8 protein-coding genes and 1 riboswitch are annotated in these 16,083 nt (G+C 39.8%); of the genes, 3 read left to right on the top strand and 5 right to left on the bottom strand.

Annotated elements, in window-relative coordinates; all coding sequences use genetic code 11:
• Nucleotides 1-11: 11 nt before the first annotated feature.
• Entirely contained in the window at nucleotides 12-374 is a 363-nt protein-coding gene (locus tag C7457_RS07075; RefSeq protein WP_121171477.1) for a YlbF/YmcA family competence regulator, read from the top strand.
• Nucleotides 375-398: 24 nt separating this feature from the next.
• On the opposite strand, the gene C7457_RS07070 is transcribed toward C7457_RS07075, so the two are convergent.
• Complete coding sequence (locus C7457_RS07070; RefSeq protein WP_121171475.1) at nucleotides 399-2,366, bottom strand: EAL domain-containing protein; 1,968 nt, start codon at nucleotides 2,364-2,366, stop codon at nucleotides 399-401.
• Nucleotides 2,367-2,378: 12 nt separating this feature from the next.
• On the bottom strand, nucleotides 2,379-3,137 hold the full coding sequence (hisF, locus tag C7457_RS07065; RefSeq protein ID WP_121171473.1) for an imidazole glycerol phosphate synthase subunit HisF: 759 nt from the start codon (nucleotides 3,135-3,137) through the stop codon (nucleotides 2,379-2,381).
• 682 nt (nucleotides 3,138-3,819) lie between these two features.
• Here hisF and C7457_RS08855 point away from each other — a divergent pair.
• The gene (locus C7457_RS08855; protein WP_211321829.1) at nucleotides 3,820-5,787 is read left to right on the top strand and encodes a hypothetical protein; all 1,968 of its coding nucleotides are present in this window, start codon (nucleotides 3,820-3,822) and stop codon (nucleotides 5,785-5,787) included.
• A 22-nt stretch (nucleotides 5,788-5,809) separates the two neighbouring features.
• The gene (locus C7457_RS07055; RefSeq protein ID WP_121171471.1) at nucleotides 5,810-12,448 is read left to right on the top strand and encodes a clostripain-related cysteine peptidase; all 6,639 of its coding nucleotides are present in this window, start codon (nucleotides 5,810-5,812) and stop codon (nucleotides 12,446-12,448) included.
• A 391-nt stretch (nucleotides 12,449-12,839) separates the two neighbouring features.
• Here the strand turns inward: C7457_RS07055 and C7457_RS07050 are convergent, their stop codons facing one another.
• Genes C7457_RS07050 through C7457_RS07040 form a run of 3 tightly spaced genes read right to left on the bottom strand, consistent with a single transcriptional unit; the run spans nucleotide 12,840 to nucleotide 15,903 of the window.
• Nucleotides 12,840-13,781: a prohibitin family protein gene (locus C7457_RS07050; protein ID WP_121171469.1), complete on the bottom strand. Its 942-nt coding sequence runs from the start codon at nucleotides 13,779-13,781 to the stop codon at nucleotides 12,840-12,842.
• Nucleotides 13,778-15,091 carry a phosphomethylpyrimidine synthase ThiC gene (thiC, locus tag C7457_RS07045; protein ID WP_121171467.1) on the bottom strand — a complete coding sequence of 438 codons (1,314 nt, stop codon included), beginning with the start codon at nucleotides 15,089-15,091 and terminating at the stop codon, nucleotides 13,778-13,780. The genes C7457_RS07050 and thiC overlap by 4 nt, the downstream gene beginning before the upstream one ends.
• On the bottom strand, nucleotides 15,091-15,903 hold the full coding sequence (locus C7457_RS07040) for a sulfide-dependent adenosine diphosphate thiazole synthase (RefSeq protein ID WP_121171465.1): 813 nt from the start codon (nucleotides 15,901-15,903) through the stop codon (nucleotides 15,091-15,093). The genes thiC and C7457_RS07040 overlap by 1 nt, the downstream gene beginning before the upstream one ends.
• Before the next feature lie 56 nt (nucleotides 15,904-15,959).
• Nucleotides 15,960-16,068: riboswitch (TPP riboswitch) on the bottom strand.
• Nucleotides 16,069-16,083 lie beyond the last annotated feature (15 nt).

The raw sequence follows: 16,083 nt of genomic DNA, 5'->3' as shown, positions 1-16,083 counted from the left end.
TTGGAGGAAGTATGTCAGCAGAAGTAATTAAGAAGGCATCAGAGCTTGCTCAGGCAATTGCTGAGTGTGAAGAGCTTGCAAACCTTAGGGCTGCAGAGGCAAAACTTCAGATGGATCCTGAGGCGAGGGAGCTCCTAAGTGAAGTCCAAAGGCTTCAGCAGATGGCCCAGATGTCAGGTTCACCTGAAGCGATGCAGCAGCTTGAAGAGGCCTTCAATAAGTTTGCAGAAAACCCGGTTGGTAAGGAGTACTTAGAGGCTAACCAGAGGTTCAGCCAGATGCTTGAAACGGTAAACGCTCTATTGCAGGAAGCCATTGAAGGACCTAAACAGCACGGCCACGGCTGTTCAGGCTGTTCTGGCTGCGGAATGTAGCTAATAGGCCGCCTTTGGGCGGCTTTAAACAACCACCAGTTCCGGTTTTGAAAAGAGGTAGCCTTGGGCGTAATCAACTCCAATTTCTTTTAGTTTCTGTCTTATCTTTTCAGAGCTTACAAACTCAGCTATAACTTTGATTCCTAAGGAGTGTGACATACTCGTTATTGCAGAAATAACCATTTCAGCCTTTTGAGAACCGGTTTCAAGCTTTTTAACGTAGCTACCATCAATTTTTAGAAACTTAACTGGAAAGCTTTCAATGAAGTCGATTAAATTTGAAAAAGAGGAATATCCAGTTCCAAAATCATCCAATGCAATATTTAATGAAAAATCCTGAAATACCTCCTTCAAAAGACTATAATCCTTAACAACTGCTTGTTCTGTTATTTCAACTCCTAAATTCATTTTATTCGTTAAAAATTTGAGAGTTTCCATGATTTCTGATCTAGTGGAGTTAAATTTCAATGTCTGGGGGGAAATATTTATAAATATTTTTTCTCCTTTGAATACTCTATAGTTTTGCTTAAGTTTTCTTAAAACTGCTAGATCAAGGAGGTGAATTAACCTGAAGTTATAGATTAGATCTATAACTTCCCCTGCAGGGATTATCCTTCCATCCTCGTGAATAAGTCTGAAGAGAACTTCCTTATGGATAGCCTCTCCGGTCTCCATTGAATGAATACCCTGTACAGCAAGGGCAACTTTCCCTTCTTCCAATTTCTCCTTTAGGTAATCAACCGTACTTATAAAGAGTTGAACGCTCTTAGATTCTATAAGCTCCTTAACGTTTAGAACTAAAAGTTCTTTTGGGTTTTCCTTACTTAACCTTCTCGCATACTTAATCAAATTGATAGCCTTTTGTTTATCTATTTTGACGTTAGGAGGAAAAATTAAGAGGAATCCAGAGATATCTGGAATGGGAACTAAGGAGGAAAACTTACTGTAAATTTTTTCCTTGAGATGGAAAAATAATTTCTTTTGTTTGTCTATATCAGAATTATCAGTATTAAGTCTTATTCCACAAATCAGACCGTCTACGCACCTTAAAACGTTATGTTCACCAAAAAAGGCCTTTAATTCGCTAGTTATTTCATCTAAAATCATGTTTCCTGTTTTAAAACCATAGACCTTATTTATGTAAGAAAGTTCAAGAGGATTGAGAATTAAGACCGTAAATCCTTCGCTATCTTTTATATTTTCTTTTATCAAATAAGAAAGGACGTCTTCTGAAGTTAGTCTGCTCAAAACCGATTCAACGCTTGCAATTCCATCGTGCAGTTTTTCAAAGAGTAAATATATTTCCTTTAATATCAAATATGCGGGAATAAAGTTCTTGCTTTTTACATAATCTGAGAAAAGTAAAAAGTAAACGTGTATAAGGTTATGAATTCTAAATAATTCTTTACAGGTTTTTAACTTACTACATCCAATTTTAAAGTCAATAGAGTTGAAAATACTCTGGAGCTTACAGTCATCTCTAAAAGGGATACTCCTATCTTCACCCTCTATTAAACCTTCAACAGTGTACAGCCAAGATATCAGATTTTCATCTACAGTTCTTGTAAAGCCAAAAGTTTTAACTGGAATTAGTTTCCTCTTCTCTTTAATCGAAAGACGAATGAAACTATAAGCTAAAAGATTTGTGAGTTCCTCAACGAAGGAAAGAACTTCTTCAGATAGTTCAGCCGGAAGACCTTCTGCGCTTATTTTGATTAGAAAGTTTTTAACTAATTTGTTAAGTATGTCAATTATAAAGGCAAGACTTAAACCCTTCTTGTAGAAAAGTGACGTTAGTTTTAGAACTTTCCTTTTAAAAATCTTTTTATTTGTCTTAAAGTCCTTAAAAAGTTCTTTATACTCCTCCTCCACTTTTTTACAAAAGAGATTTTCATTCTTAATTCCAAACTTTTCTTTGGTGTAGGAGGATAAAGAATCAAGGTAGGTTTTGCATATGCTCTCAACGAGGTTTGGAAATTCATCTACTATCATACTTCCCCCTATCTATATTCTAACCCAAACTCCCCTTTCCTTAAGGTATTTCTTTAGCTCAGGAATTGAAATTTCTCTAAAGTGAAAAACTGAAGCTGCAAGAACTGCATCAGCTTTTCCCTCTGTAAGGCCCTCGTAAAAATGCTCCATTTTACCTGCACCGCCTGAGGCTATTACGGGCACAGAAACGGCTTTAGAGATTGCCCTTGTAAGCTCAACGTCATAACCGGCTTTGGTTCCATCCCTATCCATTGAAGTTAGCAGTATTTCTCCTGCTCCCCTATCAACAACCTCCTTTGCCCACTCAACGGCATCAATTCCCGTTGGAGTTCTTCCTCCGTGAATGAAGACTTCCCACTTTCTTGGGGCTACTCTTTTTACGTCAATTGCAACTACTATACACTGAGATCCGAAGAGCTTTGCCCCTTCGGTGATAAGTTGGGGATTTTTTACCGCAGCAGTATTTATTGAGACTTTATCTGCTCCGGCGTTTAAGAGGTTCCTTATATCCTCAACGGTTCTAACTCCTCCTCCAACTGTAAGGGGCATAAAGACTTCCTCAGCAGTTCTCCTAACAACGTCAATCATTATTCCTCTCTTTTCGTAACTGGCGGTGATATCAAGAAAGACGAGTTCATCTGCTCCCTGTTGGTCGTAAACTTTTGCATTTTCAACGGGGTCGCCGGCATCTATTAAGTTAACGAAATTTACTCCTTTAACTACTCTTCCTTCTTTAACATCAAGACATGGAATTACCCTTTTTGCAAGCATCTTGAAACCTCTGAACTTTAATATTCAATCTATTAAATTATATATAAAGATCCGTATTTTCCTTATTGTGATTGTGTTTAAGATTGTATTTTCTACTCTCCAAGATTTAAAAATAGAAATCTAAAAGTCTAAACCTTGGAATTGGAATAATCTTCATGGATGGCAAATTGAGCTTGGATTATCTTTTTTGTTTTTTTGCTTCGAAATGAAATTGAATATTTCCCTTATCTTTTTCATATTTGTTCGCTAGAATATGCTTATTTTCCTCACTTGTTGATTCCATGTTGAGCTCCAAAATTTACGAAAATCCATATCTTTTAAAAGAATGTCAAGTAATCAGAAAATAGCTTTTGTAAAGAAGGTACTTTCTTCAGATTTGCTAAACTTTATTAGGTATGGAGGATTAATAAGGAATGTCTTATTTCGAGTTATGAAAAGGTGTGGAATTTTCACAGTTGATTAATATTAATAAGGGATGAGTCAATTCAATCTGAATAGCTGCAACAAATAAACTCTCAACTAAAACGACAGAAAAATAGACAACATTAAAGTTGATGAGGCTTCTTCACGCTTGTTCTTTAAGGCTTCGAAAGGAAATTTTCCAGCCGTACCGGTAATATTAGCGTGAATTTGGAAATTGTATTATATTACATCAGTAAGGAGTATTGTATAGGGGGGTAAAATGAGAAAGTTAAAAATTTCACTTTTAAACTATTTCCTTATCCTATCTTTTTTTGGATGTGGAGGGGGTGGAGGTGGAGAAACAGTTACCCCATCGTCAGAGGTAAGAAGTGTAGATGTGACTGGAGCGGTTGTTGATGATTTTATTGTAAATAGTGAAATTCATCTGTTTAAAACGAATGGTTCGGAAATTAAACTTGAGTTTCCTTGTTTTTCTGGGGATTATGGAAAATTTTCATGTAGAGCTATTGGTATTGATAAGAATACTCCTGTTCTCATAGTTGTCAAAGGTGGGAAGCTTGATAGCGACGGTATTTCTTCTACAACAGAAGACCAAAAGAGGTTTCCCGGTTCTCTATTGGCAGTTACAATTCCTCAAAAAGGAGTAGTGATAAATCCTATTTCTACAAAAGTCTTGGCGAATACGATCGGAGTTCCAATAGAAATTAAAGAGGACTATGCATATGTTCCTGAAGAAGCAATGGAGGGTTTTGCGGAAAAAATAATAAAAATTAAGGAAAAAGAAAGTTCAGTAATGGATGCTCAAGATGTTATTGTTCCTTCAGTGATCAATGATCCAAAAGAAGTGGATGTTATGGCTAAGACTGTAGGTGAAACCTTAAAAGATTTAATAACAGAGGGAATGTTTGCAGAAGTTATTTCTTCTGTAGAGATAAGGGAAGAAAACGGAAAAATTACCTCTAAGGTTTCCGATAAGGAAGTTCTTAAAAAAGTAACGGAGATTTCTTTTGAACATCTGGTTCAACATATAGCTTCTTATGGCAATCTGGATAAAGAAAATCTTGTTAAAGAGATATTGGATGCTTTTCCTGAAGGATTGCAAGTAAACGTTGCACAAGTTGTTTCAGCTCTTGAGAGTGGGGACGTTACAGAGATTCAACAAATTATAAACAGTATTACAAGTGAAAAACCACAACAAGGAACAACGGGCGGTATTGGTGGAACAACAGGCGGCACTGGCGGAACAGCGGGCGGCATTGGTGGAACAACAGGCGACACTGGTGGAACAACAGGTGGCACTGGCGGAACAACAGGCGGTATTGGCGGAACAACAGGTGGCACTGGCGGAACAACAGGCGGTATTGGCGGAACAACAGGTGGCACTGGCGGAACAACAGGCGGCACTGGCGGAACAACAGGTGGCACTGGCGGAACAACAGGCGGCACTGGCGGAACAACAGGTGGCACTGGCGGAACAACAGGTAGTAGCACTCAAACCGTTCCTCAACCTTCTAATGGATGGTATGAGACTCGTCTTCACTTTGACGGAAATAACTCTGCAAATTTCCGTATAACGATACCTAAAGGTAAATCCTACTATGTTGTTGCTGAGTTCTCGGGTAACGATAGTAGTATTAAATCTGTAATAGATGAAATCAATATTTCTTGTGAAAGCGGTATTGATGTATCAAATGACATAACGATTATTTCGACTGAAACAACGGATACTTCTATTGCAAAGATAAGAATAAACAATCCATCGAATTCTGGCGTTGTTTGTACGGTACCTGTAAAAGCTAAAAGAAATGGAACTTATGTTGCTTCAGATATTTGGGTTGCAGCCATAAGTACTGATCAGAATGAAATCAATCATGCACGTGGTGGGCAGCTAAATCTTAATCAGGACAATACTGGAGAAATTCTTGTTGAAGGTGAAACTCACATTTGGAACTTTACTATTCCTCAGAATGAAGGAGGTAATTACCGTATAAGGATAACAACAGATAACGATAACTATAAGAATCCACTTTGGTTCTTTACTGTGACTCTTCGTTCCGCAGCAGGAACCACGATTATTGATGAACAGCAAGGTAGTTCAAGCTCAGGTGAAAAAACTTTAACCGTTAACCTTAGAGGAGGAACTACCTATACTCTCAAGATTGAAGGTAAACTGAACAAATCCGATGCTCTTGGATATTACAAAGTAAGAGTGGAAAAACTTCAATAGCTAACCTTATTAGGGGGAAGTTATGGAATTATCTTACAGAAGTGGAACTTATTTATACTCCGTTGTGAACAACAACGGAGTTTACAGTGTTAGAGTATATGATTTTTCCAATCCAAATAATTGTCAACTTCTGCATACGATTCCGCTAAATAATAGTTCTCCAGTACTTTCTATTTGTGGTAATTCTTCTGGTTCTGAATTTCTCGTTGCGGATGGTTCTAAAGTTTATAACTATAACTACGATAACCAAAGTGGTAATTGGAATTCTCAAACTCTTCTTGATTTATCTTCCTATCAACAAGCAGGTATAGCGGACATAGCTGTTAGTGAAACTGGTATTCTATATCTACTGCTGAGTGATGGAACTCTAAAAGCCTATAGTAAAAATGGTGGGAGTGTTACCGAAATTGCCTCTGTTAATGCGGTGGAGGTTAATAATGATAATTTTCCCAAAGATTTGGAAGTTAACGGAAATGCAGTTTATGTAGCTTATGTTAACAGTAGCCATAACGATGATGGTGGTTTGAAAATTTACGTTTTAAATAACGGAAGTTTTTCTTTCTCTACTGAAATAAGTTCTATGAGTGTTAATGATGTTGCCGTTGGTCCGAACGGTGAGGCTTATGTTGTTGATTCTGAGAGTAATAAAGTAATTAAGGTAACTTTTGATGAGAAGCAACAACTGCATACGACGGAGATACCTATCAATGGTGGTATTCCGAATGAAGTGGAAACAGACGGAACCAGAGTTTATGTGAGAGTAGACAGTCAGAATCAAGATTCTATAAAGCTTGTAGATTTTGATAGTCAAAGTGTACAGGATGTTGTTAGTGGTGGCAACTATGGAGATATTCTGCCTTTTAAGTATGGTAATGAAGCATATTTAGTGATTTCAAATGCCGGTACTTTTGAACCTACTCTGTATGATGTAGAGAATGTGAGCAATCCACAAGTGATTTCACTCCCTCCTGGTGGTGAAACTGGCGGAGAATCTGGTGAAGGCGGAGGAACACTCCCTCCTGGTGGTGAAACTGGCGGAGAATCTGGTGAAGGCGGAGGAACACTCCCTCCTGGTGGTGAAACTGGCGGAGAATCTGGTGAAGGCGGAGGAACACTCCCTCCTGGTGGTGAAACTGGCGGAGAATCTGGTGAAGGCGGAGGAACACTCCCTCCTGGTGGTGAAACTGGCGGAGAATCTGGTGAAGGCGGAGGAACACTCCCTCCTGGTGGTGAAACTGGCGAACTACCCACAGGACAAGGGTGTTCACAATCCGATGATTTCCCTGATTCAATTAATGATATAAACGATGATACTCCTAATGCAATTATTGATTTTTCTGGGCAGAATAATCAAAATTCCGTTTCAAAACAGGGGCAAATTAACTGCAATATGGACTCAGACTATTTCAAAGTAAAAGTTGAAAACGGAAAAGCTTACAAAGTTTCCATTTCAGGAAATGCTTATGCTATTCCAGTTGACAGCCAAGGAAATTTCCTATTTGATAGCATTAACATTAAGTGGCTTCCCCCTGAAGAAAATAGTCAAAGCGGCAGCTCTTCTGAATCTCCTGAAGAAAGCACCCTAAGCTTTCAGCAACCTCCATTTATCATTGTGCCTTCGGGGGATTTTTACATTGACGTTATGGGAATGGAAAACGAGGGCAACTATACTCTTACTATTGAAGAACAAGACTTTTCTTCAACATCAAGTTCAAATGATGATGCACCAGATTACATTATAAGCAATATTCAAACAATTCAATTAAGCAACAGTCAAGGCTCAACAAACGGTTCTCTTGAGATTGAAGAAGATAGGGATATCTACAAGTTTACAGCCACTCAAGGAAAGTATTACAAAGTAACTATCCCTCTACTAAATGATGTCCCTCAAGGAACATGGATTGGAGTTATGGTTGCTGATAGTAACGGCAGAATTCTTTGGGACGGTGTTTCTCAAATTCAGGAACAGAACAGAGCCGGTATCATCTTTCAGGCAAATCAGGCAGGAGACTATTATGTTCTCGTAGAAGGGGGAATTCCAAACGATAACAATGGAAGTGATAATGTAAAGTATAACTATGACCTTAAAATAGAAGAAGTTACCATTAACGACGATATTCCTGATTATACTCATGCAGTTACTGTTGACCTCAGTAGCAATAATTCTTTTAGTTCTAATAATACAATTGAACTTTCGGGGGATAAGGACTACTTCAAGCTTTCAGCCTTGCAAGGGGATTCTTACGAGATAGTTGTTAAAGATAACGACAATAATAGCGACCTCTTTCCTCACATCGACATAGTCCAGATTGACCAGAACGGAACCGAGACGTACGTTGTGGAAGGCGTTTCCTACCAGCCCGTTGACCCGTCCGAATTCTCAAATCCAACAGGGATAAGGGAGAAGCTTACTTTTACTCCACAAAGCAATGGTGATTACTACATTGTCGTTCAAGATTGGAACACGGGTGACTATACTGTTGAGGTTAGGGAAATTACCGATGACCATCCTAATTCTATAAATGCGAACTTTGCTGATAGTGATGACGTTGTTAATCTTGGTTCTCAAGCAGCTCAAACTGACGTTACGGTAACTGGTTCTATAGAAACGTTGAATGATGTTGATTATCTGAAATTGAATGTTGAACAAGGAAAGACGTATCAGATAGAGCTTTCGATTGATTCTAATCAAATGCTTTTTCCTTTCCTTGATGTATTGGATCAAAGCGGTATGCCTGTAAGTGATGTTCAGTGGCTTTACGTTAATGATACTAATCCGAGCGATGGATTGACCATTGAAAAACTATCCTTCATTCCAAGCACAGATGGACCGTTCTATCTTATGATTTCTGGCGACGGATTCAACACAGGAGACTACACCGTAAAAGTTAAAAAGATAGATTTGCAACAAAACCCGGATAACCATCCTGATAGCATATCAGATTCTTTCGGTAGTGATGATATTTTTGACTTAAACAATACTGATTCTAACGGTTACTCAAGCATAAGCGGCACCATAAATACCGCTACAGATGTTGACTATTTTAAATTACCGGTTGAGGCAGGTAAAGTTTATGAAATTGACCTTAGTTCTTCAAATGGTTATCCCTGGATAGATGTTTACAAATCTGACGGTAGTAGTGCATGGGATGAGATTGATGTAGATTGGAGTAGCGGTAATAAATTGTATCTTGTTCCTCGATCGGACGGCAATTATTTCATAGCTGTTGGTGATTGGCAGGAAGGAACAAACTATACAGTCAAAGTCAAAGAAGTTAATGTCCAGAACGATGACCATCCTAATTCAGTAAGTGGTACTTTTAGTACTGATGATATTTTCGATTTCCAGAATAGTAATGAAGATTCGATAAATGTGAGCAAAAATTCAAACTTTGATCCAGATTATCTGAAGTTTCATGCTAACGCTGGAGAAACTTATGAATTCTGGATTGAAACTAACAGTAATTCTTTCTATCCGTGGTTAAAAGTTGTAGATTTTCAAGGAAACGATGTGTATGATGTTCAATATTTGTGGGAAGGTAATCAAGAAAAAGTCGCTTTTACTCCTTCAAGTGAGGGGGATTATTATATTTCTGTTGAAGGAACAGGCATAGGAAGTTGTACTGTTCATGCTAGGAGGTTCTATCTTAACCAAGATGATCATGCAGATAGTGTTAATGAAGTTACTGATAACGATGTTATTAATCTTTCAAATGGTCAAGCTGATATTAGTGCATCTCTTGAAAGTTTGCAGGATGTAGATGTATTTAAACTTCCTGTGGAGTCCGGTAATTATTACAAGATTCAAATTATTAGACCTGGGGATTCTACTCAAGAGTGGAGATGGGCATACGCTGATGTCCTCGATGAAGATGGAATACCTTTGTGGGAAACGGATAAGTGGGACGAAGTAACTTACGTTTGGGAAGATTTTCAAAATCATAATCAAAATCAATACGTTGTTGATTCTTTTGTTCTTTCACCTTCTGAAAGTACCGATTACTACATAAAAGTTGACGGAGACACTGGTAATTATATTGTTCATGTGGAAAAACAAACTCTGCAACAGGATGATCATCCTGATAAAATAGATGATATCTTTGGTAGTGACGATACGTTTGTGGCTTCATCAATTAATAGTAATGGAACGACTCAAAACGGCAATCTCGGCGCCGAATTTGATAAGGATATCTTTAAATTTACCGTTGATGCAAATAGCGTAGGTAAGGAGTTTGAGATAAAACTTACAACGTCCGATTCCGATTTTTATCCTTACTTTGATATTCTTGATAATAACGGTAATTACGTATGGGAAAACGTTGAATGGAATTGGGATAATCTCGGAAACGGAGAAGTTGAAAAGATTACATTTACTCCATCAGAACAGGGAGATTACTATATAAGAGTTGCCGGATGGCAAACAGGTGATTACGATTTAACGATTCGCACCACTTCTACTCAGGATGTGCCAAGTGATAATTCCACTACTGCTACTGTAGCTGTTGATGATTCCAACGGTTACACAGGTTCTCTTGAAACCGCAACAGATGAAGACTGGATTAAAGTTAATCTTACAGTTGGTAATGTTTACAAGTTTACTATTGAGAGTAAAGATACAGATGTTTACGCACAATTACTTGACAGTAGTGGTAGCTTCCTCGCTTTTGATGATGATAGTGGAGAAGGAACAAACGCAGAATTTTACTATAAAGCCAATTCCGATGGTGATTACTACATAGACGTTGGCGGTTATTCTCCCGGAGATTATGCCGTTAAAGTAGAACAAGTTGACACAAGCAGTGACAGTGAAGCAGATTCAACAACGACTACTGCAATTATCAATGTTGGAGGAAGCTATCAGGGTGGAATTGATTATCCGTTTGATGTTGACTGGATAAAAGTCTCTCTTAGAGCAAATCAAACTTATACCATTGACCTTTCCGGTATAACTCTTGAAGATACCAAGATAGCTGGTATTTACGATTCCTACGGCAATCTCATTCCAAACACCTCAAATGACAATAAAGATGCGTTCACAACCGATTCTTCCTTAACCTTTACTCCTCAAGCAACAGGAAACTACTACATAGCAGTAGAAAGTGCTTTGCCTGTTGACACGGGAACATACTTGCTTAGGATTAACCAGCAGAGCAGCAGTTCCCAATCAACTTCAGATAGCGAAGGAAACGATATAAATAACACAATAAATACAGCAATAAACATAGATAGTTTAGGAACTCCTGTTGACGGAACGATAGATTATGGTGGTGATGAAGATATGTTTAAAGTCCACCTTGTAGGAGGTAGAACGTATGGTGTAGCAATGCTTGGTGCAGATTCAAATGAAGGAACACTTCCAGACCCAAAAATTATTGAAATTGAAGATAGAAGTGGGAATAAAATTGTAGATGGTAATGATAACAATGGAATTTCTCTTGATAGTTTTGTTGAGTTTACACCTAACCAAACAGGAGATTATTACATTAAGGTGTCTGCTGCAGATAGTGACCAGATAGGAACTTATAAAATGGTAATTTCCGAAATTCAACAGAATGTTGACATAGCAAGTAGTTCGAATCAGGGTGATTGGACCATTATGGTTTACATGGCTGCAGACAACAATCTCGAACCGTATGCTCTTAAAGATCTGAACGAGATGGAGGCTGCTAATCTTCCATCAAACGTTAAAGTTACGTTCCTCCTTGATAGAATAGATGGTTACGATGATTCTCAGGGTGGATGGAGTGGAACAAAGCAGGGGATTATTTCCCACGATAATGATAAAACGTTTATTAGTAGTCCCATGGAAGATGTTGGTGAAAAAGACATGGGAGACCCAAATACTCTCAAAGACTTTATCAACTGGAGTATTCAAACTGCTCCTGCGCAGCACTATGCCCTTGTTATCTGGAATCATGGAGACGGCATAAGGGGAGCTGCTGTTGATGACACAGATGGTGACTACCTGTCAATAAGTGAGGTGGCTCAGGCTTTGAGAAGTTCAAACTTACCCAATAATAAAGTTGATGTCCTTGGATTTGACGCATGTTTAATGGGAACTCTTGATGTTCTTTACGGCGTAAAAGATGTTGCCAACTACATTGTTGCTTCTGAAGAACTTGAACCGGCAGACGGCTGGGACTACGAAGGATGGTTCAACGCCGTAAATAGTGACACTAATGGTGTTACAACGCAAGAACTTGTTCAATATGCCGTCAATTCCTACGTTTCTGCTTATAACTCTTACCCAGAAACCGTTACACTTTCTGCTTTTGATACCTCTAAAGTTAATAATGTTATAAATGCCTTTAAGGAGTTAAACGATGAATTAAGGAATCTTACTGGAAGCACAGCTGCACAAGTAAAGTCAACCATGTCTCAAGTTGAGAAGTTTGGATCTTTTGATTCATACATCGATCTTAAAGACTTAGCTGATAAAATAGAAAACGTAGTAAATAACGGTTCTAATCTCTATACAGATGCAGATAATCTTAAGACGAAAGTGAATAGTCTTGTTGTTAGTCATGATTCAAACATACTTGACGATAATTCGGTTTCTATCTATTATCCCGGGTATAACGACACTGATTATATTAATAATGTTTCTCTTATTGCAGACGTTACTGACCTTGCAAATTTCTTTGACTTCTTTACTTCATAACTATTTTAATGGAGGGGGAAGCCCCTCCATTGTTCATAACATCATAAAGATAGATAAGGCTATAGTTAACAATATTTTATCTTAGAAAGTATATCGTTTTTGGTTTTCTAAATTCTAAATAATGTTTATTTCCGTATCTAAAATCTAATTTCTTTTATCTTAAAAAAATGTCTTTAAAGTTGCTCAATACTTATGTAATTTTCCAAAATTTTAATTATATCAATAATTTTGCGTAAGCCACTTAGAAATACCTCCTAGAGAACATCTCCTGAATCTCTTCCATAACTTCTAAAAAGCTGTTTACTACCCTGTTAGACCATCTATCATTAAGCATTGTTACCTTAAGATAAACAAACTTCCGACAGTAAAGTGAGCTTAAATACCTCCGTTCCTAATTATTTCTATCTAACCACACGTGAAAGTTACCGGAAGGAGTGTTTATAAACAGCTTAACGTTTGGATTTTTCTCTAAGCTTTCAGCTACTCTCTCTTGAATGTCAAGCTCTCTCCACTTAAGGATATTTGGAGTTATTGAGCGGGAAATCATATGGTTGGCTTGGGCTTCTGCCTTTGCCTTCTCAAGGCGGGCTTCTGCTTCAGCTTGAGCTTTTATAACCTTTTGTATCTTTTCCGTTTCGGCCTGTATTCTCTTTACTTCCTGTTCCCTCTTGGCCTTCTCCTCAACGTACTTCATCCTTTCTGCTTCCTGCTTTGCTATCTGAACTTCTTTTATCTTCTGCTGAATCTCCCTTGGAAGGAGGATATTTCTGAGCTGAACTCCCACAACCTGAACTGCGCCGCCAGATTGAACTTTTATCTCTTTCCTTATTCCCTCCTCTATTCTCGTTGCAATTTCAGGACGCCTAGTTGGAATCGCCTCAGCAGGGTAACTGCCAATTACGTCTCTTACAACTTCCCTTACAACCGGGTTAACTAACTTCTCCTGCCAGCTCTCTCCCCACCTCTGAAGGGTTTCTGAGGCCATATCAGGAAGGAGTCTATACTGAACGGTAAGCTCAACGGCAATTGGAAGTCCTCTTTCGTCAAGGACAGTTATAGCCGGTTTGTTTATCAGACCCTCTTCGTCAACTTTATCAACCTTTCCTTTGTAGTTTATTGCGTGGACCTTAACATCAACTTTCTTTATCTCCTGTACAAAGGGAAGTCTAAAGTGGAGCCCCGGAGGGAGCTCCCTATCATCGTACTTACCAAATGTAACTTTTACACCGACATTTCCACTCTCTATAGTCTCAAAGCTCTTAAAGAGGGCAAAACCAACCAATGCAAAAAGAACTAATAAAAATGTTCCGCTTACCTTCTGAAGGTCGTTCATTTCCTATCCTTCTTAGGGTTTAAGTAGTCCTCTACTCTCTTTATTGAGCATAGCTTTCCACACATAGTACAGGTCTTTTCGTCCTCCTGAGGCGCCCTTTCTTCCCTGTACTTCCTTGCAATTTCAGGGTCTATTGCAAGCTCAAACTGCCTTTCCCAGTCAAGAGCCTCCCTTGCCTTTGCCATTTCAATATCCCACTCAAGGGCTCCAGGAACTCCCTTAACTATATCTGCAGCGTGACCGGCTATTCTTGCTGCAATGACGCCTACCTTTACGTCCTCAACGTCTGGAAGTGCAAGGTGCTCTGCAGGAGTTAGGTAACATAAAAAGTCTGCTCCTGCCTTTGCTGCAATTGCTCCACCTATCGCTCCCGTTATGTGGTCGTAGCCTGGAGCTACGTCTGTGACTATCGGGCCTAAGACGTAGAAGGGAGCTCCGTGGCAGAGTCTCTTCTGTAGAGTTATGTTAGCCTCAATCTGGTCAAGGGGAACGTGGCCTGGCCCTTCAACCATAGCCTGAACGTCTGCCTCCCTTGCCCTATCAACGAGCTCTCCGAGGATGATGAGCTCTTCAATCTGGCACCTATCGGTTGCATCGGCAATACAGCCGGGCCTCATACCGTCTCCCAATGAGAGGGTAACGTCGTACTTCTTTGCAATTTCAAGGAGGCGGTCGTAGTGCTCGTAGAGAGGGTTCTCTCTCTCGTTGTAAACCATCCACTCGGCAATTAGAGCTCCGCCCCTTGAAACTATATTCATTATCCTTCCTTCTCTCCTCAACCTCTCTAAGGCACTTAGCGTAACTCCACAGTGAACAGTTATAAAGTCAACTCCGTCACGGCAGTGCTTCTCAATAACATCAAAGAGCTCATCAACGGTCATCTTTCCTATAAAGCCATGCCTCTCAGCAGCCTCCTTTGCAGCTTGGTAGATTGGAACCGTTCCGACCATAACAGGAGAGTTCTCAACTATGGCCTTCCTGGTCTTGTCTATGAACTTTCCTGTTGATAGGTCCATTACAGCATCTGCACCGTACTTAACTGCAACCCTTAACTTCTCAAGTTCAAGCTCAATGTTCTCAATATCTCCACTGGTTCCTATGTTTGCGTTGACCTTTGTCTTTAAGCCCTTACCTATGGCCCTGGGAGTAAAGTTCGCCCTCTCCCTGTGGTAAATGTTTGCAGGAATTACTATAGTTCCTTCAATCAGACCTTCTACTATATAGTCAACGCTCCTCTTTTCGTACTCTGCACAGTACTTTACCTCTTTAGGAATCTCTCCCCTTTTAACTAGCTCTACCAAAGTGGCCATTATGCCTCCTCATTTGAATTTAATCTGTTGGCTATCTCGTCTGCTACCTTCTTCCCAGACATTAGCATTCCCCCAAACACTGGTCCCATCCTGTGACTTCCGCAGGTAGCGTTTGCTGCCATTCCGCTTACGAAAATTCCCGGAAAGACCTCCTTACTGTTCTTAACAGTGTCTTCTTCCCCGACTGAAGCCCAGAGGGGCTTTTCACCGACAACGCAACCGGTTTCGGTGTTTAGCTTTATTCCGGCCTTCCTCTGGAGGGTTGAGACAACGTTTGCGTCGTGGCCGGTTGCGTCAACGACGTACTTAGCGGTAATAACGAGGGGGTCTACCATCATGTGGGTAACGTCTGCAGCGGTCCAGTTTACCACTAAACCGCAGACCCTGTACTGGCCGTTAACTTTCTTTAGGACTACATCCTCGGCAGTAATTCCGTTAAAGATAACAGCTCCAGCCTTTACTGCCTTTGAAGCTATGGTGGTAGTAGCTTCAACGGCATCGGCAATGTAGTAACCGGGCTTAAACTCCCTGTATCTAACGTCGAACTCGTCTAAAATTTCCCTTCCCATCTCCTGAACTACGATCTCGTTGAAGAACATTGCTCCTGCCCACATTCCGCCGCCGATTGATAACTTCCTCTCAAAGATGGCGGTTTTAAAGCCCCTTTTGGCAAGGTAGTAGCCTGCAACTAGACCTGAGGGCCCTCCTCCGACGATTGCAACGTCTGTTTCAAGGTATCTGTTTAGCTTTTCCATGAATGAACTTACAATTGCCTGGGAAATTACTACTTCGCTTAAGTTCTGGTTTTCCATAGATTCCTCCTAATAGGTTTAGTTGCTCCACGGGGGATGTAAGGAGGGAAAGAGCGGGAAAGACTCTTGCCGCTCCCTACGCCGGCATTACCCGGTTCAGGTTCCAGGGGTTCCCGCCCGGTGCGGGCGAGTCTCAGGAGCCCAGCTCCACCCCCGCGGCCTAATAGATTTTATTCTATA

The organism is Thermovibrio guaymasensis, assembly GCF_003633715.1.
Lineage (GTDB): Bacteria > Aquificota > Aquificia > Desulfurobacteriales > Desulfurobacteriaceae > Thermovibrio > Thermovibrio guaymasensis.
The sequence above is the reverse complement of the archived record's forward strand: the minus strand, read 5'-3'. Positions and strand labels throughout refer to the sequence as shown.

What these genes read in the sequence shown, in the direction of transcription:
- C7457_RS07075 (WP_121171477.1), top strand. Translation starts at nt 12, where the DNA reads ATGTCAGCAGAAGTAATTAAGAAGGCATCAGAGCTTGCTCAGGCAATT.
- C7457_RS07070 (WP_121171475.1), bottom strand. Translation starts at nt 2,366, where the DNA reads ATGATAGTAGATGAATTTCCAAACCTCGTTGAGAGCATATGCAAAACC.
- hisF (WP_121171473.1), bottom strand. Translation starts at nt 3,137, where the DNA reads ATGCTTGCAAAAAGGGTAATTCCATGTCTTGATGTTAAAGAAGGAAGA.
- C7457_RS08855 (WP_211321829.1), top strand. Translation starts at nt 3,820, where the DNA reads ATGAGAAAGTTAAAAATTTCACTTTTAAACTATTTCCTTATCCTATCT.
- C7457_RS07055 (WP_121171471.1), top strand. Translation starts at nt 5,810, where the DNA reads ATGGAATTATCTTACAGAAGTGGAACTTATTTATACTCCGTTGTGAAC.
- C7457_RS07050 (WP_121171469.1), bottom strand. Translation starts at nt 13,781, where the DNA reads ATGAACGACCTTCAGAAGGTAAGCGGAACATTTTTATTAGTTCTTTTT.
- thiC (WP_121171467.1), bottom strand. Translation starts at nt 15,091, where the DNA reads ATGGCCACTTTGGTAGAGCTAGTTAAAAGGGGAGAGATTCCTAAAGAG.
- C7457_RS07040 (WP_121171465.1), bottom strand. Translation starts at nt 15,903, where the DNA reads ATGGAAAACCAGAACTTAAGCGAAGTAGTAATTTCCCAGGCAATTGTA.